We start from the raw sequence: 21,370 nt of genomic DNA, 5'->3' as shown, positions 1-21,370 counted from the left end.
CATGGTCCGCCGCGCGGGGCGCGGCGGCTTACAGCCGGATGTCGATAACGGCTTTGTTCCGCAGCTGGCTGGTGTAGTCCTCAAAGCGCTCCATGGCTTTGGGCTGACGCAGGATGGCGTCGATCTGCGGAGTGGCCTGTTCCAGGGTAAGCTGTTTTTCCGCGTTGTCGCCGCCGGGCCGGAACAAATGGACCTGAGCCTTGCGGCCCTGCAGATCGAAAATGTCGGTCACATCGCCGGGTTTCATTTTGATGAGCCGCCCTTCCCATTCCGGATTCAGGCGGTCCCATTCCACGGGCCCCATGTCGCCGCCCTTGTCTTTGTTGGGGGCGATGGAATACTTGGCCGCCGCCTCCTCAAAACTCAGCTTGCCGGATTTGATCTGGGCGGCGATGGATTTGGCATTGACGTTGGGCGCATAGACCAGCACGCCCATGTGCAGGCCGCCGCGATCATAGAGATTGTCTTTATGGGCTTCGTAATATGCCTTGATTTCGGCGGGGGTCACCACCACCTTGCGGCCCACTTCCATGCCCATGATTTTCTGGCGCAACAGAGATTTTTCGAAGTTCTGGCGGATTTCATCAATGGAGATCTTCTGCTGGGCGAGCTGGGCTTCAAACTGCTGCTTGGTCAGATTGCGGGCCTTCATCATCTTGGCGATCTCGTTGTCCACCTCGGAGGGGGAAACGCTGATCTTGAGACGCTTGGCTTCCTGCCCCAGCAGGATGTCCATGATCATCATGTCCAACACTTTGCGGAAGACCTTGTCCACTTCCTTGGCCTGCGCGGGGTTATTGGGATTGAGTCTGGCGCGCCCCAACTCCGGCAGGGCCGTTTTCTGCAGGTCGAACATGGTGATGACCTGACCGTTGACCACCGCCGCCACCTTATTGAGCTGAGCGGCCTGCACGCCGCAGACGCCGCAAAGCCAGATTGCCAACAGCAGAATAAACGTTTTCTTCACTGCGAGTCTCCCTTTGAAGCAAGGAAATTACCGAAAGCGACGCTGACGGCGCAACATCCGACCCCCAAAACACAGGCGGGTGTCTCTCCCACGCCGCCGATCACGGGCGGCACGCGGGCTTTGTCTAGAAATTTGCAAAATCGCTGTTATGGGCATCTGCCTACCGTAAAACGGCCTGAGATGCAACGCCCGGCGGCTCGGACGGAAATCAACGCCGCCCGGTACCGGCCGCGTCGTCCTGTCGCGGATTGCGCGCAATGTCCCGCTCCGACTTTCGACCACTTTTTTCTTCCCGCCCCGCCTGTCCGCCGGGCACGGCATCCGGGCCCGGAGACGCGTCAACGGCATCGGTCCGGGCCTCTTCGTCATCATTCTCATCCGGCTGGGCCTGTCGGCCCGAGGCCGGGGTCAGCAGCTCTTCCTTGAGCAGGGGCGAAACCTTGATTACAGCCCTGGACAGACTGCCTTCCAGCCATTGCTCAAAGGCCGCGTTCTTTTTCCGCTCCAGCAGAATGTGTTCTATCAGCGGATAGGCGTCGGCCATGTCCAGGCTGTGGGCTTTCTGCCGTTCCACCAGCGCCACGGTCTGCCAGCTTCCGTTCTGGCGGCGGGCCGGGGCGCAGGCGCCCGGTTTGAGCGCCGACGTATCTTTGTTCCAGGGCGGCGGCACTTCATCGCCACGGACTTCCAGGCATTGTACCAGCAGGTCGGAACGCGGCGTTTTTCTGCCCGCCGGAAAGGCCGCGCAAAAGACATCCAGAGCCGAGCGCTCTTCTCCGGAAATCAGACAGAGGTCAAGCGTTTCAGGCAGCTGAAAATCCGCCTGATGCTCCCGGTAATAGGCGCGCACCTCATCCAGACTTACCCGGATGCCGGGCAGCAGCACCCGCTTTTCAAAGGTCAGCATGGCCAGATGGTCGCGCATCAAGGCCTGCCAATCCGCTTCGTCCAGGGATTCGTCGGCCAGAAACTTGGAAAGGCCGCCGGGCTCATAGTCCCCGCGCACTTGGGCCACGGCCAGCTCCAGAGCCGCGTCGCCCACGGGAATCTGGCGGTGTTCCAGTTCCTGGCGCACCAGGGCATGGATGATCAGCGTGCCCAGGGCTTCGCCGTATCGGCGTTTCATATTTTCCAGGGAAGAGCTCTGCAAAGTGCCCAGCGCGGCGGAACGGCTGTCCAGCAAAGACTGCACGGAACGCAAATGGACAAGTTCGCCGTTGACCGTGGCCACCACCCCCTCGGGCAGACGGCTCTCCAGGCAGGCCGCGAGCAGGAAGCAGCAGAAAAGCAGCGGAATGAACCGCACAGGTCGCGCAGGCAGCAAGATGCCCCTCACCGGGTCAACCCGTGGCTTTCATCAATAAGCCCGTACAACTCGCCTGCCGTGAATTTACCGTCCAGCACAATGGTAAGCCAATGTTTCTTATTCATATGATATGCGGGTAATACAGCGCCCGGCTCACTGTTTAAAAGCACATCCAAAACATGATCGCATTTCAGATTGACGACCTCGACATCGCCCTTGCCCGCCAGGCCCAGCGTCGCCCTGGGCAGATTCATGATCACGCCGTACCACTTGCCGCTTTCCGCATGACGCAGCACGGCGTATTCCGGATACTGACGCCAAGGGTAGTCCGGTTCCGTCTGGAACTTCCTTTTGACATAGGCCAGTATTTCTTCACGGCTTGCCATACCATACCCCCTTCACGCGACCATCTCAGGAAGCCGCCGTGCGGATTTCCTCCAGGGCCACGCGCACTTTTTGCAGACCTTCGCTGAAAGGCAAGTCAGCGGCCAACGGCAAGGTCAGGCCCGCCGGGGGATGCAGGCGCGCACCCGGCATTTTGGCCGCCAGCTCCACAATGCGCTCCGGTTGCACGGCGGTCTGGCCTTCAGGCCAGAACATACGCAGATGGTCGCGGTGCACGTCGGCCCGCTGCACCTGCAGCTCCGTAAGGAACTGCTTGAAGTCCAGCACGGCCAGAAAGTTGGTCAATTCCTCGGGGAAGGGACCGAAACGGTCGCGCATGGAAAGCGCGGCCTCTTCCCTGGCAGAGCCGCCCACGGCCGAGGTCAGGGCCTTGTAGCAACGCAGACGCTCTCGGCCGTCATCAATGTACGACGCGGGAATATGGGCAGGCAAGCCCAGAGTCAGTTCGGTTTCCACGGCCAGGGCCGAGGGCGTGCCTTTGAGGCGGCCCACGGCTTCCTCCAGCATTTCCAGATAGAGCTCCAGTCCCACCCGGCTCATATGCCCGGACTGCACCTCGCCCAGGATGTTGCCCGCCCCGCGCAGGCGCAGGTCCTCCATGGCCACCTGGAAACCCGCGCCCAGATAGTCCATGTCCATGATGATGCGCAGGCGTTCCTCGGCCACGGCCGTCAGGCGCTCGGCATCGGGCACCACAAAGAAGGCATAGGCCTGCCGGTCGCTGCGGCCCACGCGGCCCCGCAACTGATAGAGTTGGCCCAGGCCGAACATCTGGGCCTGATCCACCACCAGGGTGTTGGCGCGCGGAAAATCCAGGCCGGATTCCACAATGGAGGTACAGACCAGCACGTCCAGCTCGCCATGCCAGAATTTGTGCATGGTGGTTTCCAGTTCGGTTTCGGACATCTGGCCGTGAGCCATGCCCACCCTCGCCTGAGGAGCGAGCTTGCGCACGTATTCCACCACGCGCTCCAGGCCCTGAACCCGGTTGTAAACCCAGAAAACCTGCCCTTCGCGCTCGATTTCGCGCTCAATGACCTTGCTCAGAACCGCGTCGTCGCGGCGCAGCACCGCCGTGGCTACCGGCTTGCGGTCCTGCGGCGCGGTTTCGATGATGGACAGCTCGCGGATGCCGGACATGGAAAGCTGCAAGGTGCGCGGAATGGGCGTGGCCGTAAGGGTCAGCACGTCCACATTTTTTTTCAGGGCTTTGAGCTTTTCCTTGTGGCGCACGCCGAAGCGCTGCTCCTCGTCCAGCACCAGCAGGGCCAGATTGGGCAGTTTCACGTCGCTGGAAAGAATACGGTGGGTGCCGATGAGAATGTCGATCTGCCCGGCGGCCGCGGCCTTGAGCACTTCCTTCTGCCGGGGCTTGGTCACAAAACGACTCAACAGCCCCACATTGACAGGGAAACCGGCCAGACGCGCCCGGAAGGTCTGGTAATGCTGTTCCGCCAGCACCGTGGTGGGACAGAGCAAAGCCACCTGCCGCCCCTCGGCGGCTGCGCGGAAGGCCGCGCGCAGGGCCACTTCGGTCTTGCCGAAGCCCACGTCGCCGCAGATCAGGCGGTCCATGGGTTCGCCTCTGTCCATGTCGTCCAGCACGTCCTGGATGGCCTTGGCCTGGTCCGGCGTTTCCTCAAAACCGAAGGTGGCCTCGAACTCGTGGTACAGCTCGCCCGGCGGATCGTAGCGGAAGCCCTTGGCAACCTTGCGGTAGGCGTACATTTCCACCAGATCGGCCGCGATTTTTTCAATGGCCTTGCGGGCCTTTTCCTTGCCCGCGGCCCAGGCCGGGCCGCCCAGACGGTCCAGGGCCGGTTCCACGCCCTCGGTCCCCTTGAAGCGCTGAATCAGGCCCAGACGGTCGGCAGGCACATAGAGCTTATCCCGCCCGGAATATTCAATGAGCAGAAAATCGTTGGCCGCGCTGTTGAGGTCCAAGTGGTGCAGACCCGCGAAACGGCCGATGCCGTAATCGCGATGGACCAGCAGGTCGCCTTTCTTGAGGTCGTCGAAAGTGTCCAGGCCCTTGAAGGCCCGGGACGCGGCGCGCGGTGTTTTTTCCGCGCGGGGATAGATGATGTCCTCGCCCAGAACCAGACTGTTGTCCCAGACCAGTTCCACGCCGGAACGGAAGGGTGAAACCAGGGCGAACAGGCCGCGCCCTTCCGGCGTGTAGCGCAACGCCGGAATGATGCCGTCCTGCTCGGCCAGTTTCAAAAATTTGTTGCGCCCCCGCTCGGAGGAAAAGCTCAGAATAACCTGGCGGCGTTGGCTCTGCCATTCCTTGAGCCCGGCGGCCAGATGCTGCCAGGGACGGTCCTGAGCGGCGGGCAGCGGGAAAAGATCGCTGAAGCCGTGCAGAGCGCGCTCCTGAAAGTCCGCCCCCCGCTCTACCACGCCCATGACCAGGGGTTCGGCGAAGGCGCACTGGAAATTCCGCCAGGGCGCGGGCTGCGAATGCTTGCGCAGGGCCAGGGCCGCCGGTTGCTGCAAGGGCGCGTCCTCAGCCTCCAAAGCCTCCTTGAGCGCCAGCCGCCCGTCGCGCAGAGCTTCAGCGCTGTCCGCTTCGCCGGGGAGCAGCCAAAGACTGTCGGCGGGCAGCCATTCTTCCAGCAGGCTGGGCGAATCGCACAACACGCCGGGCAGGATGCCCGCGCCGCCCCCGTCCAGGGCTTTCTTGAAGGAATAACACTCGTTTTCGTTGATCCGGCCCTCGCTGAACAGCTGATCGCAGCGCTTGCGGGCCGCCGCCAGGCCGTTCTTATCCAGAGCCAGCGGACTCACAGGCAAGAGGGTCAATTCGTCGAGAGGCCGCAGGGAACGCTGGCTTTCGGCGTCAAAGAGGCGCATTTCCTCAATGGCGTCGCCGAAAAATTCCAGCCGGACGGGCTTGGCGTAACCGGGAGGGAAGATGTCCAGAATATCGCCGCGCCGGGCCATGTCGCCGGGGCGCGTCACCAGGGAAACGCGCTCATAGCCCCATTCCACGGCCTGATCCAGGATGAGCTCCGGCGAGTATTCGCCGCCGCGCGAGAGGCCCAGGCTGCGCGAATCAAAAAAATGCAGGGGCATATAGCGCAGCAGCACGCTTTCCACCCCGGCTACCACGCAGCGCGGGCCGCCCTGGGCCAGAGCGTACAGCGCGGACATGCGGGCGGCCCAACTGTCCCTGTCCCGCCACTGGCTCATGGCGGGCAGGCTCAGGCAGGGGCTTTCCCATACGGCCTGACCGATGGGGATATCGCCCAGGGAAAGCTGAGGCAGAAAAAGCGTCAGCAGGGCGCGGGCCGCGTGGAATTCCTCACGGTTACGGGCGAGCAGCACCGAGCCGCGCCCCTGGGCCAGAGCCTCGCAGGCCAGACGGCAACGCGTGGCCATGCCGCTGCGCTCCAGATAGAGTTGTCCGTCCCGGCTTGCAAGCAGTGCGCTGAAATTTTGCATGGGTCACGCCAAAGGAAGTGCTGAGTAATGAGTTTTTTTGTTCTCTGCCAATGACGGCGAACTGCGGACGGAGGGAGTATATTCCAATATATTCGACCTTCGCACGAAGTGAGCCGGACGCGAACAGAGGGCAAAAAAACCATTAATCAGCGCTTGCCCAAGAATGAGGGCGGCCTTGCAGCCGCCCTCCATTTGAAATCATCGGGCCGAAGCCTAATGCGAACCGCAGCCGCCGGAGCAGCCGCCGCATCCGCCGCCGGTTTCCGGCAGCGGCACCGTGGGTTCCACGGTGAAGCCCATCTGGCTCACATCAATTTTGACGCCTTGTATCCGGGCCAGCAGATCCTTGTTGAGGCAGAAGGTAAAGCCGGCCTGTTCCTCGCTCTGGTCCTCGTCTGTGGCGGCGTCCAGGGCCAGCATGAGCTGGGGGCCGCAGCAGCCGCCGGGGGCCAGATAAATCCTGATATCGCTTTTTTCCTTGTCCGCAAAATAGCTTTCAAGCTCTTTACGGGCACTGTCGGTCAATTCGAGCATGCTTCCTCCGTGTGGGGTATGCCGTCAAAATGTTTTCGCGATGATGCGCGAAAAACGGATGCCTGGAGACCAAGGCGCTTTGGCGGAACTCCACACGAGGCGCGGCTTGAAATTAATGGCTGCCGCAGCCGCTGGAGCAGGAACCGCAGGCGCTGCCGCCGTCAGCGGTGGCCAGGGGCACCGTGGGTTCCACCGCAAAGCCCATATAGGTCAGGTCAATTTTGACCCCCTGCACCTGGGCCAGCAGGTCTTTGTTGATGCAGAAGGTAAAGCCGCCTTGTTCCTCAGACTGATCCTGATCATTTGACTCATCCAGAGCCAACGCGAGCCGCGGCCCGCCTCAGCCGCTGACTGAGTAGATCCGGATCGTTTCCTTTTTCTTATCCGCAAAGTACGCTTCAAGCTCTTTGCGGGCGGTATCCGTTAATTCGAGCATTATGTCCTCCATAGTTGTAATCCCCAAATATCTAAGGACAAGCGCGCGGCTTGTCAATTGGCGGCGGGGCTTTTCTTGGGCGGCGAAAACGGCTATCTTTGCCCACGCGGCGCTGACGCCGCCCGGAGGAGACATGAGTTCGACACTGCTGCTGGAAAAAAACGAGATGGCGCGGATTCTGGACCGCCTGGCCTCCCAGGTGCTGGAACGGCACGCCCGTTGCGAAAACGTGATGCTGGTGGGCATTCAGCGGCGCGGCGCGGACCTGGCCCGCCGCCTGGGCGCCCTGATCGAAGCACGGCTCGGCGCCCCGGTGCCGTTGGGCACGCTGGACATCAACCTGTACCGCGACGACTGGACCAGCCTTGAGGGCAAGCCGCACATCGGCCAGTCCAATATTCCCGGCAGCGTGGACGAGCGCGTGATCCTGCTGGTGGACGACGTGCTCTTCAGCGGACGCACCGTCCGCGCGGCCCTGGAGGCCCTGCTGGACTACGGCCGCCCCAGGGCCGTGGAACTGCTGGTGCTCATTGACCGGGGCCACCGCGAATTGCCCATCCACGCCGACTACGTGGGCAGGGTGGTCAACACCAGCCGCCACGAGCATGTGGACGTGCTGCTGGAAGAACGCGACGGCGAGGACGCGGTACGTCTCGGCGACAGTTAACCCCGTTTTGACGCTTCTTTTGCACCTCTTATGGAACGGCATCCCGCTGTTCCGGCGCGCCCCGGCGCGCGCAAGCCTGTGAGGAAACGGCCATGTTTCTGCACCAGACCTGACGCAAAACACTGTGCTTCACGGCGTGGAGCGTATGCGGACGGCGGCGCGGGAAATTGCGTTTTTTCCTCATCCGGCAGGCCTGATTTTCTGAAATCCCCGTCCGCGTAGCCGGTCAGTATGACTGACCGGCGTTCGCAACGGGCGCATGCGCGCCCATAACCTGGGGGATTTTCATGAAATCGGGATTCAACATTCTTTCCACCACCACGGGCATTGCGGTCACGGGCCTGATTTTCGGCGCTCTGGCGATTCTGCTCCAGCATTCGGGCAATCCGGGCAATATGGGCATCTGCGTGGTCTGCTTCAACCGCGACATCGCGGGAGCGGTGGGCCTGCACCGGGCCGCCGTTGTCCAGTATCTGCGTCCGGAAATCCTGGGCATGGTTTTGGGGGCCTTCACAGCCGCGCTGGCTTTCGGCGAATACAAACCGCGCGGCGGCTCCTCGCCCATCGTCCGTTTCCTGCTGGGAGCCATCGCGGGCATCGGCGCTCTGGTCTTTCTGGGCTGCCCCTGGCGCGTGATTCTGCGCCTGGCAGGCGGCGACGCCCATGCCCTTTTCGGTCTGGGCGGGCTCATCGTGGGCGTGGGCATCGGCGTGCTCTTCTTCCGCAAGGGCTTTTCCCTGGGCCGCAGCCAGAACCAGGGCAAAATTTCCGGCCTGGTCCTGCCCGGCATCATGCTCAGCCTGGTTGTCCTCTATCTCATGGACCCTCAGATTCCTGGCCAGCCGCAAAGCGGCGTACTTTTCTACTCCATCAAGGGACCCGGCTCCCAGCATGCTCCCTTTCTGCTTTCCCTGGGCGCGGGCTTGCTTGTGGGATTTCTGGCCCAGCGCAGCCGTTTCTGCACCATGGGCGCGTTGCGCGATGTGATGTTGTTCAACCAATGGCATCTGGCCCTGGGCTTCCTGGCCATGCTGGTCGCGGCCCTGGCGCTCAACCTGAGCCTGGGCTCCTTTCACTGGGGCTTTGAAAACCAGCCCATCGCCCAGCCCGACGACCTCTGGAACTTCCTGGGCATGGTCACCGCCGGGCTGGCTTTCGCTCTGGCCGGAGGATGCCCCGGACGCCAGCTCTTCATGGCCGGCGAAGGGGACAACGATGCCGCCGTGTTCGCCGTGGGTCTGATCGTGGGCACGGCCATGGCCCACAATTTCGGCATGGCCTCCAGCGGCGCGGGCATCGGCCCGCACGGGGCCGCCGCCACGCTCAGCGGACTGGTCATCTGCCTGTTCATCGGCTTTTACAACTGCAAGCGAGGTGCCTGATGTCCACTCTTATTGATACGCGCGGGCTTTCCTGCCCGCAACCGGTTCTGCTTTTTCTGACCGCCGTCAGGGAAAACGCCGACGGCCCGTTCAGCGTGTTGGTGGACAACGACGCCAGCCGCGAGAACGTGAGCCGCGCTGCCCGCAATCATGGCTTCAGCGTGGAAACCCTGGATGAAGGCCAGGGCGTGACCCGGCTGAACGTCGCCAAAGCCTGAGTTTCTTTTACAGCATCTTGCGTTTGAAATGTACACATTTCAAACGTGAATTGCTCTGGACCCGGCAGAGGGAGGCGTGCAATCCGCACCCTCCCCCGCCGGAATATCTTCCAAGCGAATCCGGCCCGGAGGAAACTATGACGCAAACACGAAATTCATGGTTCGCCCGGCTGTGCGGCGGCCTGCGGCGCGCCTGGCGCTCCGGGAAGCCCGTCGAAGAAGCCGGTAACGCCAGGCATGGCCTCAACGACCGGGGTCTGCTGGTCTTCGCCCACACCGGCGAGGTGATCAGGGCCGAGCGTACTCTGCGTGAGGCCGGTTTCACGGTGGAGGTCAAAGGACCGCCGCCCCGGTTGCGCACCGGCTGCGACATGGTGGTGGTTTTTCCTCTGCTCAGCCAGGCGGCGGTGCTGGAACGCCTCAAGCAGGCCGGCATTGAACCCGAGCAGGTCGTCAGCGCCCATGACGTGCTGCTGGAGCCCGTATCTCTGTTCCAGACCAAGCGCCTGGGCCGCTGGCTCATGGTGCGCGCGGCCAATATGAAAATCACCATTGACACGGCGGACGAACGCATCGTCAATATTTCCGGCGGCGGCTGCCCGGACGTGCCCTGGCTGGCCCAACGCCTGTGCGGCCTGCGGCTTTCCGAAGCGCCGGAGCCCCTGAGCCTGGGGCAGACGCTCTGCTGCTACAGTTTGCAGAAGGCTTTTGAGGAATTACGGAGGCAACGCGCATGTGGCTGATCGTGGGTACTGTTCCTGATGCGGATTTCGCCCTGACCCCGGACGCCGTTACAGCACAAAGCCGGGTGGACGGCGACGCGCTGCTTCTGCCCGACGGACGCCGCGTGCCTGTGCGGCGCGGCACGGCGGCTCTGGCGGCCACGGCGCTGCTGGCCTGCGCATCCTGCGATTTTCCCGCGCCGGGCCTGCTTCTGGCCGGAGATACCGGCTCGGGCACGGGCAGCCGGGCCGTCTACGCCTGGCTGGAGGAACATCTGCCGGAACTGGCCGCCGCGCCGGGCAGCCGGACAGACTGTCCGGCAGGCGGCCGAACCGGCGGCCAGGTTGGCTGGCTGGCGGGTCTGACCTTCCACTATCTCTTCCCGGATCTGGATTGGCACAATCGCGTGCTCATGGCCCTCCAGGCCCTTGAACGCAAGCCGCTGCTGGCGGCCGACGCGGGCTTCATGTACGTGGCCAAGATGAGCGGCTATGCCGACGCCTATGACCTTTTCACGCCGGACCTGGGAGAACTGGCCTTCCTTGCCGACGAAAAAGCGCCTCACCCTTTCTATACGCGAGGCTTTCTGCTGGCCGAAGAAGAGGATGTCCCCGGCCTGCTGGCACGCGCGCGGCAACACGGCAATTGCCCGTCCAACCTTATTATTAAGGGTCAGGCCGATTATATCGTCTGTAATGGGGAAATCAGGGCTACGGTGACGGAGCCGTCGGCAGCGGCCATGGAATGCATCGGCGGTACGGGCGATCTGGTTACGGGCCTGGTCACGGCTTTTCTGGCCGGGGGCCTGCCCCTCTGCCGGGCGGCGCTTTCCGCCGCGCGGGCCACGCGTCTGCTGGCCCGGCACTGCGCTCCCACCCCGGCCACCCAGGTTGGGGAACTGATCGCCCGCCTGCCCGAGGTGTTGCAAGCCGAACGCGAAGCCATTTTCGCGCCGCTGACCGCAGAGTAGCCCGGCCCGTTACGACCCAGGAACGGGATTTGCTCTGAGGTCAAACCTCATTAAACCGTCCCTGAAAAAGCCTACTTCTTGCGACGCTGCCTGCGCCGCAGCGTCACCCGCCAGACCCAGGAAGCCAGCAGGGCCACGATAATGCCCAGAAAGGCCCGCAAGGTCCGCGAGGCATTGAAGGGCCGTTCAAAGCCCCAGCTCGCCGCCCGGTCCCAGGCCGGGTGGTAAATGGCCCAGCCCAGAAAGAAGATCAGCCCCAGCGCGCCCAGAGCCCCGACCAGCCAGTAGAGGGGAATGGGTTCCTCCCAGAAAAAGGACGAGCGGTAAAAACGCCGCCGCGCCAGACAGACGGCCAGCAGCACCACGCTGGCCATCAGGGCCACTTCCCAGGAAAAGCCCTTGAGCAGCGCACCCGCAATGCCCAGAATCAGAAAAGTCACAACCAGCTTGAAGGCGCGGGCCTGCCGCCGCTCCAGTCCATAGGAGAGAAAAAGCAGAGCGGCGCCGGAAAAAGCGCAGATGAAGTGCCCCACGGCCAGCGCACTTTTGGGCAGATACGTGGTGAGCAGGGCCACGCTGTGCGGCAGAGTGGGCAAGGTGGACGACACCAGCAGAATCAGACCACCCACAAAAGCCGTATAGGCCGCGATAGAGTGCGAGAGCACCGAAAGCCAGCGCCCGGCCTCGCGCAGCATGTGGCGGCGCTGGCGGGCCTCGTATACGGCCAGCAGCACCGCCGCGGCCAGGAGCGGTATAATATAGTAGATGAGCCGGAAGAGCAGCACGGCGGCAAAGACCATCTGCTCGTGGGACGTGTGGGTAAGGTGCAGGATGACCAGTTCGAACACGCCCACGCCGCCGGGGATGTGGGTCAGCACCACGGCCACCTGGGCCATGAGATAGCTGGGCAGAAAATCAAGGAAGCTGACGCCCATGTCGCCGGGCAGCAGCACGTACATGCAGGCCGCGGCGGCAACGATGTCCACCCCGGCCACAATGAACTGGGCCACGGCGATGTGCGGCGCGGGAAAGACGAACTCCTTGCCGAAAATATGTACCGGCTTGCGCACCGTGAAACAGAGCACCAGGTAGGAACAGGCGACCATAAACAGAATCACGCCCAGAATACGCACATCCGCGATGGGCATGTGCCTCAACAACTCGTCGGGAATCACCGGCGGGGCGATCATGAAGATGATCCCGCACAGGCCCAGCGCGCCCACCCAGAAGGTCACGGCCAGCATGAGCACCAGACGCACGATGTCCGTCAGGGAAAAACCCCAGGCCGAATAGAAACGGTAGCGCACGCTGGTGCCGCCCAGCAGCGCGCCGAAATTATAGCTGACGGCCTGGCCCACAAAGGAAACCAGGGCCACGCGCGGCAGGGGCAGTTGCTTATGGATGGCTTTGAGCGCCAGCCAGTCATAGCCCACCAGGATCATATAATTGATGACCATGAGAACCAGAGAGAGGCCGATACGGCCATAGGAAATCTGCAGGATGCTCTCTCGGATCTGGGCGATGCTGTAGGCTTTGAGCTTATTATACAGAAGATAGACCGCCAACAGAAAAATAGCGGTGATCAGAATGGGCCCCAGGTAACGCAGGTATTTTTTCATGGCATCCCGTGAGCTACGATAACGCGCCGGAGCGCGGTTCTTACATCCTTTTCAGCATATACGCCGCGCCCCCGGCGCGCAAGCCCGGAAGGCCGCACCGGCCCATCATCCTCCATTGTTGTGAAAAAATCTTCCGGAGCTTGACCACAACGCGGGCAACGGTTATGGTGAGTCCGCAGTCACGCTGATGTCCCTCGATCGGTTTTAGCCGGTGAGGGTTTTTGCTGCGTCTGCCGCACTCCAAAAGTTTTTTTCAGCAAAAAAATCGCGCAGGTGCTCCGCTGCCCGGCAGCGGAGGCTTTTTTTGTGCGCTGTGAGGTTGGACATGACAAGCATTCCCATTTCCGTGCAAGGCTATAAAAAACTGGAAGAAGAGCTGGCCCGCCTGAAGAGCGAGCGCCCGGCCATCATCCAGGCCATCAAAGAAGCCAGAGAAGAAGGCGACCTGCGCGAAAACGCGGGCTACGACGCCGCGCGCGAGCGCCAGGGCATGGCCGAGGCGCGCATCAAATATATTGAATCGCGTCTGGCGCTCTATCAGGTCGTTGACCTGGACAAACTCAGCGGCGACAAAGTCATCTTCGGCTCCACCGTGGAAGTGGAGGATGTGGACAGCGGCGAAAGCCGTAACTTTACCATCCTCGGCCCGGACGAGGCCGATCCAAGCAAGGGGTCCATCTCTTTTCTCTCGCCTGTGGGCCAGGCTTTGCTGGGCAAGGAAGAAGGCGACGAGGTCACGGTGGAAATCCCGCGCGGCCGCGTCACCTATGAAGTGGTGAGCATCGCCTTTAACGGCAGCAAGGTGCTGGGCTGAACAGCTGACGGCTCTCGAAGAACGGATCCGTTCCACAAATAAAAAGCGCTCATGGACCAAGACCGGCATGCCATATGCCGCAGCCTTGGTCCATGAGCGCTTTTTAGAGCGTTTTGATATTGAAAATATCTCAACGCGCGGTGCGGATTTTCAGGGAAAATCCGCACCGCGAAATTATCGCAAGGCGAATTTACTTCGCCGTTAAGCGATAATTTCAGGCGCAAAACGCTCTAAAAGCCCGCCGGGACTTATGCCCCGTCCATATCCAGGGCAATTTCAAAGTGAAATTGCCCTGGCGGCTGCGTAAGCAGACGCCCGCGCCCGAAAGCAAGGAGCCTTTAGCCGTTCGCGGGCAAAGCGAGCGTTGCTTTAACTGTAGGCGACGCAGGAGCCGTACAGATAAGGACAGCAGCGCTAGGGATAAAGAGAGTAATGATGGACCGCGTTCCCGCCGCAGATTGAGGGCAGCGTCAACTTTCCAAGGTCCAGCCGTAGTCGGGCGCGGCGCGCAACTGCGGATTCCTCAGCCCGTGGCCGCGCACAATGTCGCCCCAGCGGCGGAGAAAGCATTCCCGGGCCTGGGGCGTCAGTGTTTCCTCTCCAACTCCCCCTGCCCCATTCTCCAACACCCACTGGCCCCAGGGCGAGATCAGGGTAAACAGGCCCTGCCCTTCCCGGCGCAGGCCGTAGTCCGCCCCGGCCAGAGCTCCTGACGCGGGGTCAAAGCCGCCGCTCTCCAGAAAATCCTTTCGCCGGACGGCCATGCAGCACCAGGAAGACGCCAATGCCCGCCGCGTCAACAGCAACTGTCCCCAGCAGAGCGAGGGCAGCAGCTCGGGCGCGGCTCCACGCTGCAAGGGAAACGGCAGGCCCGTCACATCGGGATAGAGACCCGCGTGCCGAAGCCGCCCGCCTTTCCAGACACAGCCGCCCACCAGGGCCAGGTCGGGCCGTAGCGCCAGCGCCGCCAGCTGTTCGGGGCGGCAATCCCCCACCGGCGTCAGACCGGCGTGCAGAAAAAGCAATACCTCTCCCGTGGCGGCCTGGGCGGACGCCCGGCAGGCTGTGGCCCAGTGCGGCCCGGCGAACGGCAGGACGCGCATCTCCTGACGCAGCCCGACACCGGTTTGTTTCGCGGGCTGCGCCGACGGATGCAGCGGCTGCCAGAGCATTTCCAGGCGCAACCGCCGGGCCAGCCCGTGCAGGGATTTCGCCAGGCCCGGCGTCAGAGGCCCCGGCGCGTCGGCCAGCAGAATCACGCTGCAATGCAGTTCCGGCGGCACGGCCAGGGCCAGCTTGAAAAAATTGTTTTTGCCCGCGGGCATAACAGTGGCGGCAAGGCCCCGTCGTTGCGCGCTTTCGGCCAGAGCCCGGCGTGTGGCTTCCAGCACGTAGGGCTTGGCCCCCACTCCGGCAGTGGTGCTGCCCGCATGAATCCGCCAGTGGTAAAGAATGCGCGGGATGTGGGCGATTTCCTCCGGCCTGAGCTTTTCGGTCACGCGCAGGCTCAGATCAAAATCCTGCGAGCCTTCAAAGCCGGGGCGCAGACCGCCGACTTCGCGCAATATCTCGACGGCATAGGTCGAGAGATGGCCGGTGCAATGCAGGTCGAAATCAAATGCCGCCTTGAACACCGGCGTGCGCCGCACGCCGTGGACGTCGATCTTGTCCTCATCGCTGTACAGCAAGCGCAGGCCGGGACGTTCCGCCGTGTGGCGGGCCACTTCCAGCAGGGCGTCCGGAGCCAGCAGATCGTCGTGATCCAGAAAGGCCGCCCACGGCGCGTCCGCCAAAGCCAGGGCGCTGTTGCTCGCCCGCGAGATATGCCCGTTCCGTTCCCGGAGGACCAGCCTGATGCGTTTGTCCCGCGCGGCATAGGAACGCAGCAGTTCCGGCACTTCCGGTCTGGTGGAGGCGTCGTCGGCCAGGCAGAGCTGCCAGTGACCGTAGCTCTGGGCCAGTACGGAATCCAGGGCCGCGCGCAGAAACGCGGGTTCGGGATTCCAGACCGGCATGAGCACGGCGATTTCCGGCCAGGCGCGTTCCACGCGCAAGTCTTGTACGCCTGGGCCTTCAGCCGGGGACGCATTCTCGCGCAGTTCCAGCCAGGCGTCATACACGGAAGGCGCGTTATCCAGAGAACAGGCGTAAAGCCCCGCCCCGGCCAGGGCCCGCAGGCCCGGTCTGAGCAGGCCGTGATGAAAACGCCGGGCCCGGGTCCGCCAGGCGCGGGCCTCATCCCTGAACCGTGACAGATTTTCACGCTCGCCGAAGGCCTCCAGCCGGGCCGCCAGGGCTGTATACCAGGCAAAAGCGCGCGGCAGGCTGGACGGCAGTTCACGGCAGAGGCTCACAGCCGGGGCGCGTTTCTCCGGCGGCAGAAGGCGCAGCAGATGCAGGAGCGCGGCGGGTTCCGGCGCATGCCGCCAACGCAGCCAGGCCGCGTCAGAGGAACCTTCCGCCGCCTCCAGGGGCAGGTCGCGGGGACCTTCCGCCAGCCAGGGCGTAAGGCCGTATTCCAGGCCGTCAGCCTGAACCTGGCAATGGTAGTCCGGTTGCAGCAGGTCCGGCTCCAGGCGACCGCGTTGCAGCAGGCTGTTCCACAAACCACAGGTTTTCCAGGCGTCGAAAGCGTCGCGCAGTACGGCCCTGGACGCGGGTTCCGTGGAAAAGCCGCCGCGCGTGTCCCGCAGGCGCAGGCAGAGATCCGGACCGGCCAGACCTTCCAGGCCCGGCCTGAACCCGCCCACAGCCAGAAAATCCTCTCGCCGCACAAGCAGAGCAGCGTCATGGGCCAGTTGAAAAACGCGCCGCCGCGCGGCCAGAGGATGGGCGGCCGGCAGGCCTTCATATAAATAGTGCAACCGCCCCTGGCTGTCGGCCACGCTGCCCAGATGGCGAACCCGGCGCGGGCCGTTATTCTCCGGGCCGCCCTCCGGCGCAAGCAGCAGGGGATTGAGCCCGGCCAGGCCGGAATCCGCCGCCAGTCTATCCAGCAGGGGTGCCAGAGAGCCGGGTTCCAGGAGCACATCCGAGGAAAGAAAAAACAAAAAAGGACTGCCTGCCGCGCCCGCAGCCGCGTTGACGGCCATGCGCCAGTCTTCTCCCGGCGTCGGCGACAGGCAATCAAAGCCGGTCAGGGCTCCCCGGCGCAACAAGCTTTTTCCCATTGCCCGCACCGGACTTTCCAAGCCCGCCGGGCAACAGCAGAGCACCGCCGTTTCTCCGGCCCCGGCCTGAACCAGACCCTCCAGACAGGCAACGGGCGGCTCCTCTCCCCGGCAGATCAGGATTACCGTCAGGGCGACCGAACCGGACGGCTGTGTGGGCAAAACGTCGCTCATGCGGGCATGGTACGGCAGGGGCGGACGCAATGCAACGCGCGGCCCGGCAAGGAGGGCGCCGCGTCCCCTCGCTCTTGGGGCTTGGCAGAGCCCGGCAAGGTCTGCTAGGTTTGCACGTTCTCCAAAACGGATTACGCTTGAGATTTCCGCTTAACGACGGGCAAAGCCCGCCTGCGGAAATCTCGCGGGCCTTGTTTCACAAGGCTGAGCATTCTAACAGTACAGAGTAATTTCATTGTGAAAATGCTCTAACGTCGCACAAGACCGCCCGGTGCCGCGAAAGGCGCTCGGGCACCACAAAGGCTTGATATATGACCGTATTTTTGCCGCGCCTGCTTTACCTTCTGGCTGCGCTGGCTTGGTATCTGCTGCTCTGGCCCAACCCCATCACCATCTTCATGGCCGGCTGTTTCTCCTGCCTGACCTTGCCCTTTTACCGGCGCCTCCGGCAGAGGGCCAGCGCTTGGCGCGTCCGCCTGGAGCGCCATGAGCCTGACTCGCGCGGACGGCGTTTTCTTATCAGGTTTTCACACCACATGCCGCTCTGCGGCTATATCGCGGCCATTTTCTCCGGCCTGTTCGTGCCCATCGCCATCCTGGCCCTGCTGGTGTCGCCGCAGGCCGTCGCCGGGCTGGCGCGGCTGCGCGAACTCCAGGCCAACAATTTTCAACTGCCGCCCCAGTGGGTGGAGCATATCCAGCACTGGCGGCTGAGCCTGACCGAATATCCAAGCATCGAAAAGGCGGTCAACGACTTCCTGCACAATCTGGACACGCTTTTCGGCGACGCCGTGACCATGCTGGTCAGCCGGAGTTTCGGCTTTTTGGGCGGCACCATGACCGCGTTCTGGACCACCTTTCTCTTTCTGACGCTCACGGTGCTGTTCACGGTCTATTCCCGGCGCATCCGCAAGGTCACCTGCCGGATATTCCATCTGCCGCAGGCTCTGCTGCGGCGCTTCATCAGCGCCATTCACCGCGCCCTGCGGGGCATTATGCTGGGCATCGTGCTGGTAGCCCTGGCCCAGGGCTTTCTCTGCGGCATCGGCTTTGCCGTGGCCGGTTTCAACCAGCCCGCTTTCTGGGGCATGCTGGCTACCCTGGTGGCCCCCATCCCCGTGGTGGGCACGGCCCTGGTCTGGCTGCCGCTCTGCCTTTCCCTCTGGTTCACCGGCAAAACCATGGCCGCCGTGGGCCTGGCTCTCTGGGGCATGCTGGCCGTGGCGGGCGTGGACAACGTGCTGCGGCCCCTGTTTCTGCGTCAGGGCATCAAGGCCCCTTTCTTTGTCCTGATCCTCGCCATCCTCTGCGGCCTGGCAAGTTTCGGGCCGGTGGGACTCATTGCCGGGCCCGTCCTGCTGGCTTTTGCCATGCAGGCGGTGGAAGAAGCCAACTATTTTTACAGGACCCATGAGTAATTCCCGCAGCACAGCGCTTCAGCAGCAAACGAAGCGGCTCCGGCGAGGGCCGTGCGACGCCCTTTCCGGCCGTCCGCGCAGGGCGCTGTTTTGCCTGCTGCTTTGTCTGGGCCTCTCCCTGTCCCTTTGCATCCCGGCCCGGGCCGCACTGCCCGTGCGCTCGGCAATTCTGGTCAATCTGAACACGGGCCGCGTGCTGTATGAGCAAAGCGCCGACACGGCCATTCCGCCCGCCTCGCTGACCAAGCTCATGAGCATGTTTCTGACCCTGGACGCGGTCAAGGCAGGCCGTATTTCCCTCAACCGGAAAGTGAAGGTCAGCCGCCAGGCCGCCGCCACGGGCGGCTCGTCCATGCATCTGCGCGCCGGTGAACGCGTGCCCCTGGTGCGCCTGCTTACCGGCATGGCCGTGGCCTCGGGCAATGACGCGGCCATGACCGTGGCCCAGCACGTCCACGGCAACAGCCGGATTTTCGTGCGCCAGATGAACCGCAAGGCCCGCGCTCTGGGCATGCGCCGCACGTTGTTCAAGAATCCCACCGGCCTGCCCGCCGCAGGGCAGAAAACCACGGCCCGCGACATGATGGCGCTGAGCCGCGCCTACCTCAAGGCGCACCCCGACGCCATGCGTTTTCACGGCACACGTTTCTTCCTGCACAGGGGCCGCACCATGCGCAATACCAACGCCCTGCTGGGCAGCGTGGCCGGCGTCAACGGCCTGAAAACCGGCTGGACCGTGGCCTCGGGCTACAACATCGTGATCACGGCCCAGCGCGGCAAGACCCGCCTGCTGGCCGTGGTGCTGGGCGGCAACAGCAAGGACAGGCGTGACAGCTCGGCCCGGCGGTTGATTGAAGCCGGTTTCCGTCACCCCTCCTCTCCCAAACAGGTGCAGCGCGCTCTGGGACGGCGGCGCTGAACCTCCTCGCTGGGGGCGAGAGACAAGCCCCGCCGCGAGCCCGCCTTGACCTCATGCCTGCGGCGGCTTATGCTATAACAGTAGACTGGCTTTACAGCCCAACATCCAACGGAGGCTTGCCGCATGTTCGGCATTGGCATGCAGGAATTATTACTTATTCTGGTAGTTGTGCTGCTCATTTTCGGAGCCAACAAACTGCCGGAAATAGGTGGCGGGCTCGGCCGGGCCATCCGCAACTTCCGCCGCGCTTCGTCTGAACCCGATGAAATCGACATCACCCCCAAGGACAAAAAAGACCAGTCCTCTTCCGGTGATGACTCCCACAAAGCCTGAGCCCCTTACGACTGATAAAGGATTCCGCCATGAAAGCTGAACAATTATCCGTTTTTCTGGAAAATCGGGCCGGTCGTCTGGCTGAAGTCACCCACACTCTGGCCGAGGCGGGCATCAACATCCGCGCCCTTTCCTTGGCGGACACCTCTGACTTCGGCATTTTGCGCATGATCGTCTGCGATCATGAAAAGGCCAAAACCGTGCTCAAGGAAAAAGGCTTCACTCTGGGCCGCACCAGCGTGGTGGCCGTGGAAGTGGCCGATACGCCGGGAGGTCTTGACGCCGTGTTGCAGCTTGTTTCGCGTAACGGCATCAATGTGGAGTACATGTACGCCTTTGTGCAGCGCGACCAGGAAAGCGCGGTGATGATCTTCCGCTTCGACAAGGTGGATCACGCCGTGGACGTGCTCAGGGACAACGGCTTTACCATCATTCCGGCGGATCAGCTCTGCGAGTATTAGCAACCACCGTTTCCGGAATTCCCGAAAATGCCTCTTGAACAGGAGGCATTTTTCATTATGGAGAAACCGGAGTTACTTGCGTAGGTCCAGGGCTGAGCGCAAAAGGTAATTCTTGCCCGCCACCGGCAGGATGTCGCGGCTCAATTCTTCCAGTGCCGCGGCTTTGACGGCTTTTCCGTTTTCAGTTTCACCAAGTTGCAACAGGTAATCAGCGAGCCTGGCCGCCCAGCGGTAATCCCGGCCCGCCAGGGCATTTTGCGCGACCCGGAGAAGCTGCCCACTCCCACCGGCCAGCGCCGCCATGCGCTCGGCTTCTTCCAACGGCGTCAACGGAACCAGTGTAGTGGGATTGCCGTCAAACCAGCCCAGTTTGTGGGCGTAAATGGAACGGACAGCCCAGGGAACAGCGCCGTAAAACTCCCCCAGATACGCCTGATCCCGCAAATGTCCGGGCAGGCGCAGGCTTGCGGCCAGTTCGTCGGGAGTCTTGCCCTGATTCATGCCCTTAAGGGTCTCGGCGTACACATATTCAATGGCCTCCGCATATCCGGACAGCATGGGAAGGATTTCATCCGGGGCCGGGACGGCATTGTGGCCGAACATCATTGCCTTGGGCCTGAAGTCCATTAGGCGGCGCACAGCTTTGGCCCACTGCTCCACATCCCGGTAAACGCCGCCGCGTACCGGATAGATATTGGGGAAGCTGCGGTAGATGTGATCACCGGAAAAAAGCACCTGCCGTTCAGGCAGCCAGATAACGAGGTGGTCCGTGCTTTCGCCGGGAATCCTGTGGAGTTCGAGGTTGACCCCGTCAATGCGCACGGGCATGCGGTCTTCCGTCACAAAAATATTGGGCGACAGCAACGGCCCGGACTTTCCTCCGGCAAACCTCGGGAGCATAACGTTGACCGGATAGTCGGCGTCAGGGATGCCCGCGCCGAACTGCCTGGCCGCGCGTTCGGCGCTGACCTGCTCAAGCCCCCTACCCGCTCTTTGCTCGGCCCCGAAGTCCGCGTGGCCCCAAACGGGGATATCCCGCCGCCCTTTAAGGAAAACCTCGGCTCCGCCCCGGTGATCCGGATGGCTGTGTGTAAGAATGACGGCCTGAACCCCGCCGGGAATCAGATTTTTGATTTCCCGCAACGCCTCGGCCGCGCCGTTCAAATCGTCACCGGCGTCAATGAGAATATAGCCGTGCTCAGAGGCGATGACGCCGAAGTTGGAGGAACTGTAGCCCACAAAGGCGTATACGCCGGGGGCCAGTTCGTTGCGCTTGCGCTCCGGCGCCATGTGACGGTGTTGCGGAGGATACGTAAAACCGGGATACCCCCCGCCATCAGGCAGAGGTGGAACACACGACATTTCGGCGCTCCGCTCCCGCCGGGGCTTGAACATCGTCTCGAGGGT

At 62.8% G+C, this 21,370-nt stretch carries 20 protein-coding genes; 10 read left to right on the top strand and 10 right to left on the bottom strand.

From position 1 onward, the window contains the following. Positions 1-28: 28 nt before the first annotated feature. From AXF13_RS04350 to AXF13_RS04325, 6 genes are all read right to left on the bottom strand, one after another. The gene (locus AXF13_RS04350) at positions 29-967 is read right to left on the bottom strand and encodes a SurA N-terminal domain-containing protein (protein ID WP_009301399.1); all 939 of its coding nucleotides are present in this window, start codon (positions 965-967) and stop codon (positions 29-31) included. Between the two features lie 208 nt (positions 968-1,175). Next, the gene (locus tag AXF13_RS04345; RefSeq protein ID WP_223299971.1) at positions 1,176-2,273 is read right to left on the bottom strand and encodes a peptidylprolyl isomerase; all 1,098 of its coding nucleotides are present in this window, start codon (positions 2,271-2,273) and stop codon (positions 1,176-1,178) included. Between the two features lie 26 nt (positions 2,274-2,299). Beyond that, positions 2,300-2,659 (bottom strand): MmcQ/YjbR family DNA-binding protein, encoded by a 360-nt coding sequence (locus AXF13_RS04340; protein ID WP_062251782.1) that lies wholly within the window; start codon positions 2,657-2,659, stop codon positions 2,300-2,302. A 25-nt stretch (positions 2,660-2,684) separates the two neighbouring features. Beyond that, positions 2,685-6,125: a transcription-repair coupling factor gene (gene mfd / locus AXF13_RS04335; protein WP_062251781.1), complete on the bottom strand. Its 3,441-nt coding sequence runs from the start codon at positions 6,123-6,125 to the stop codon at positions 2,685-2,687. A gap of 213 nt (positions 6,126-6,338) precedes the next feature. Continuing rightward, the gene (locus tag AXF13_RS04330; RefSeq protein ID WP_062251780.1) at positions 6,339-6,659 is read right to left on the bottom strand and encodes an IscA/HesB family protein; all 321 of its coding nucleotides are present in this window, start codon (positions 6,657-6,659) and stop codon (positions 6,339-6,341) included. A 112-nt stretch (positions 6,660-6,771) separates the two neighbouring features. After that, positions 6,772-7,095: an IscA/HesB family protein gene (locus AXF13_RS04325; protein ID WP_083521948.1), complete on the bottom strand. Its 324-nt coding sequence runs from the start codon at positions 7,093-7,095 to the stop codon at positions 6,772-6,774. Between the two features lie 133 nt (positions 7,096-7,228). On the opposite strand from AXF13_RS04325, the gene pyrR reads away from it, so the two are divergent. From pyrR to AXF13_RS04300, 5 genes are all read left to right on the top strand, one after another. After that, positions 7,229-7,762, top strand: a complete 534-nt coding sequence (gene pyrR / locus AXF13_RS04320; RefSeq protein ID WP_062251779.1) for a bifunctional pyr operon transcriptional regulator/uracil phosphoribosyltransferase PyrR — start codon at positions 7,229-7,231, stop codon at positions 7,760-7,762. A gap of 287 nt (positions 7,763-8,049) precedes the next feature. Further along, entirely contained in the window at positions 8,050-9,144 is a 1,095-nt protein-coding gene (gene yedE / locus AXF13_RS04315) for a YedE family putative selenium transporter (RefSeq protein ID WP_062251778.1), read from the top strand. Continuing rightward, complete coding sequence (locus AXF13_RS04310; protein ID WP_062251777.1) at positions 9,144-9,362, top strand: sulfurtransferase TusA family protein; 219 nt, start codon at positions 9,144-9,146, stop codon at positions 9,360-9,362. The genes yedE and AXF13_RS04310 overlap by 1 nt, the downstream gene beginning before the upstream one ends. Before the next feature lie 137 nt (positions 9,363-9,499). Beyond that, on the top strand, positions 9,500-10,105 hold the full coding sequence (locus AXF13_RS04305; protein WP_062251776.1) for a putative Se/S carrier protein: 606 nt from the start codon (positions 9,500-9,502) through the stop codon (positions 10,103-10,105). Then, on the top strand, positions 10,096-11,055 hold the full coding sequence (locus AXF13_RS04300; RefSeq protein ID WP_062251775.1) for an NAD(P)H-hydrate dehydratase: 960 nt from the start codon (positions 10,096-10,098) through the stop codon (positions 11,053-11,055). Before AXF13_RS04305 ends, AXF13_RS04300 begins: the two co-directional genes overlap by 10 nt. Positions 11,056-11,126: 71 nt before the next feature. On the opposite strand, the gene AXF13_RS04295 is transcribed toward AXF13_RS04300, so the two are convergent. Both AXF13_RS04295 and AXF13_RS17370 read right to left on the bottom strand, forming a co-directional pair. Beyond that, positions 11,127-12,674, bottom strand: a complete 1,548-nt coding sequence (locus AXF13_RS04295) for a putative bifunctional lysylphosphatidylglycerol flippase/synthetase (protein WP_062251774.1) — start codon at positions 12,672-12,674, stop codon at positions 11,127-11,129. Positions 12,675-12,878: 204 nt separating this feature from the next. Then, positions 12,879-13,001 carry a hypothetical protein gene (locus AXF13_RS17370; protein ID WP_257721767.1) on the bottom strand — a complete coding sequence of 41 codons (123 nt, stop codon included), beginning with the start codon at positions 12,999-13,001 and terminating at the stop codon, positions 12,879-12,881. Between AXF13_RS17370 and greA the strand changes: the two genes are divergently transcribed. Further along, complete coding sequence (gene greA / locus AXF13_RS04290; protein ID WP_008684532.1) at positions 13,000-13,488, top strand: transcription elongation factor GreA; 489 nt, start codon at positions 13,000-13,002, stop codon at positions 13,486-13,488. The two genes, AXF13_RS17370 and greA, sit on opposite strands and share 2 nt — an antisense overlap. A gap of 470 nt (positions 13,489-13,958) precedes the next feature. Here greA and AXF13_RS04285 read toward each other — a convergent pair whose 3' ends face one another. Further along, entirely contained in the window at positions 13,959-16,832 is a 2,874-nt protein-coding gene (locus AXF13_RS04285) for a glycosyltransferase (protein WP_062254712.1), read from the bottom strand. Between the two features lie 311 nt (positions 16,833-17,143). Here AXF13_RS04285 and AXF13_RS04280 point away from each other — a divergent pair, with 311 nt between their 5' ends. The 4 genes from AXF13_RS04280 (at position 17,144) to AXF13_RS04265 (ending at position 19,963) form a co-directional block, all read left to right on the top strand. Continuing rightward, positions 17,144-18,250, top strand: coding sequence for an AI-2E family transporter (locus AXF13_RS04280; RefSeq protein ID WP_062251773.1), 1,107 nt, complete (start codon positions 17,144-17,146; stop codon positions 18,248-18,250). After that, the gene (locus AXF13_RS04275) at positions 18,243-19,169 is read left to right on the top strand and encodes a D-alanyl-D-alanine carboxypeptidase family protein (RefSeq protein ID WP_062251772.1); all 927 of its coding nucleotides are present in this window, start codon (positions 18,243-18,245) and stop codon (positions 19,167-19,169) included. The genes AXF13_RS04280 and AXF13_RS04275 overlap by 8 nt, the downstream gene beginning before the upstream one ends. 123 nt (positions 19,170-19,292) lie before the next feature. After that, complete coding sequence (locus AXF13_RS04270) at positions 19,293-19,502, top strand: twin-arginine translocase TatA/TatE family subunit (protein ID WP_008684539.1); 210 nt, start codon at positions 19,293-19,295, stop codon at positions 19,500-19,502. Positions 19,503-19,531: 29 nt separating this feature from the next. Beyond that, on the top strand, positions 19,532-19,963 hold the full coding sequence (locus AXF13_RS04265) for an ACT domain-containing protein (protein WP_008684540.1): 432 nt from the start codon (positions 19,532-19,534) through the stop codon (positions 19,961-19,963). A 72-nt stretch (positions 19,964-20,035) separates the two neighbouring features. Here AXF13_RS04265 and AXF13_RS04260 read toward each other — a convergent pair whose 3' ends face one another. Further along, on the bottom strand, positions 20,036-21,253 hold the full coding sequence (locus tag AXF13_RS04260) for an alkyl/aryl-sulfatase (protein ID WP_223300009.1): 1,218 nt from the start codon (positions 21,251-21,253) through the stop codon (positions 20,036-20,038). Between the last annotated feature and the right edge of the window lie 117 nt (positions 21,254-21,370).

Origin of the sequence: Desulfovibrio fairfieldensis, assembly GCF_001553605.1 — a bacterium.
Taxonomy (GTDB): domain Bacteria; phylum Desulfobacterota; class Desulfovibrionia; order Desulfovibrionales; family Desulfovibrionaceae; genus Desulfovibrio; species Desulfovibrio fairfieldensis.
Note: the sequence above shows the minus strand (reverse complement) of the source record. Positions and strands in the feature narration are given on the sequence as shown.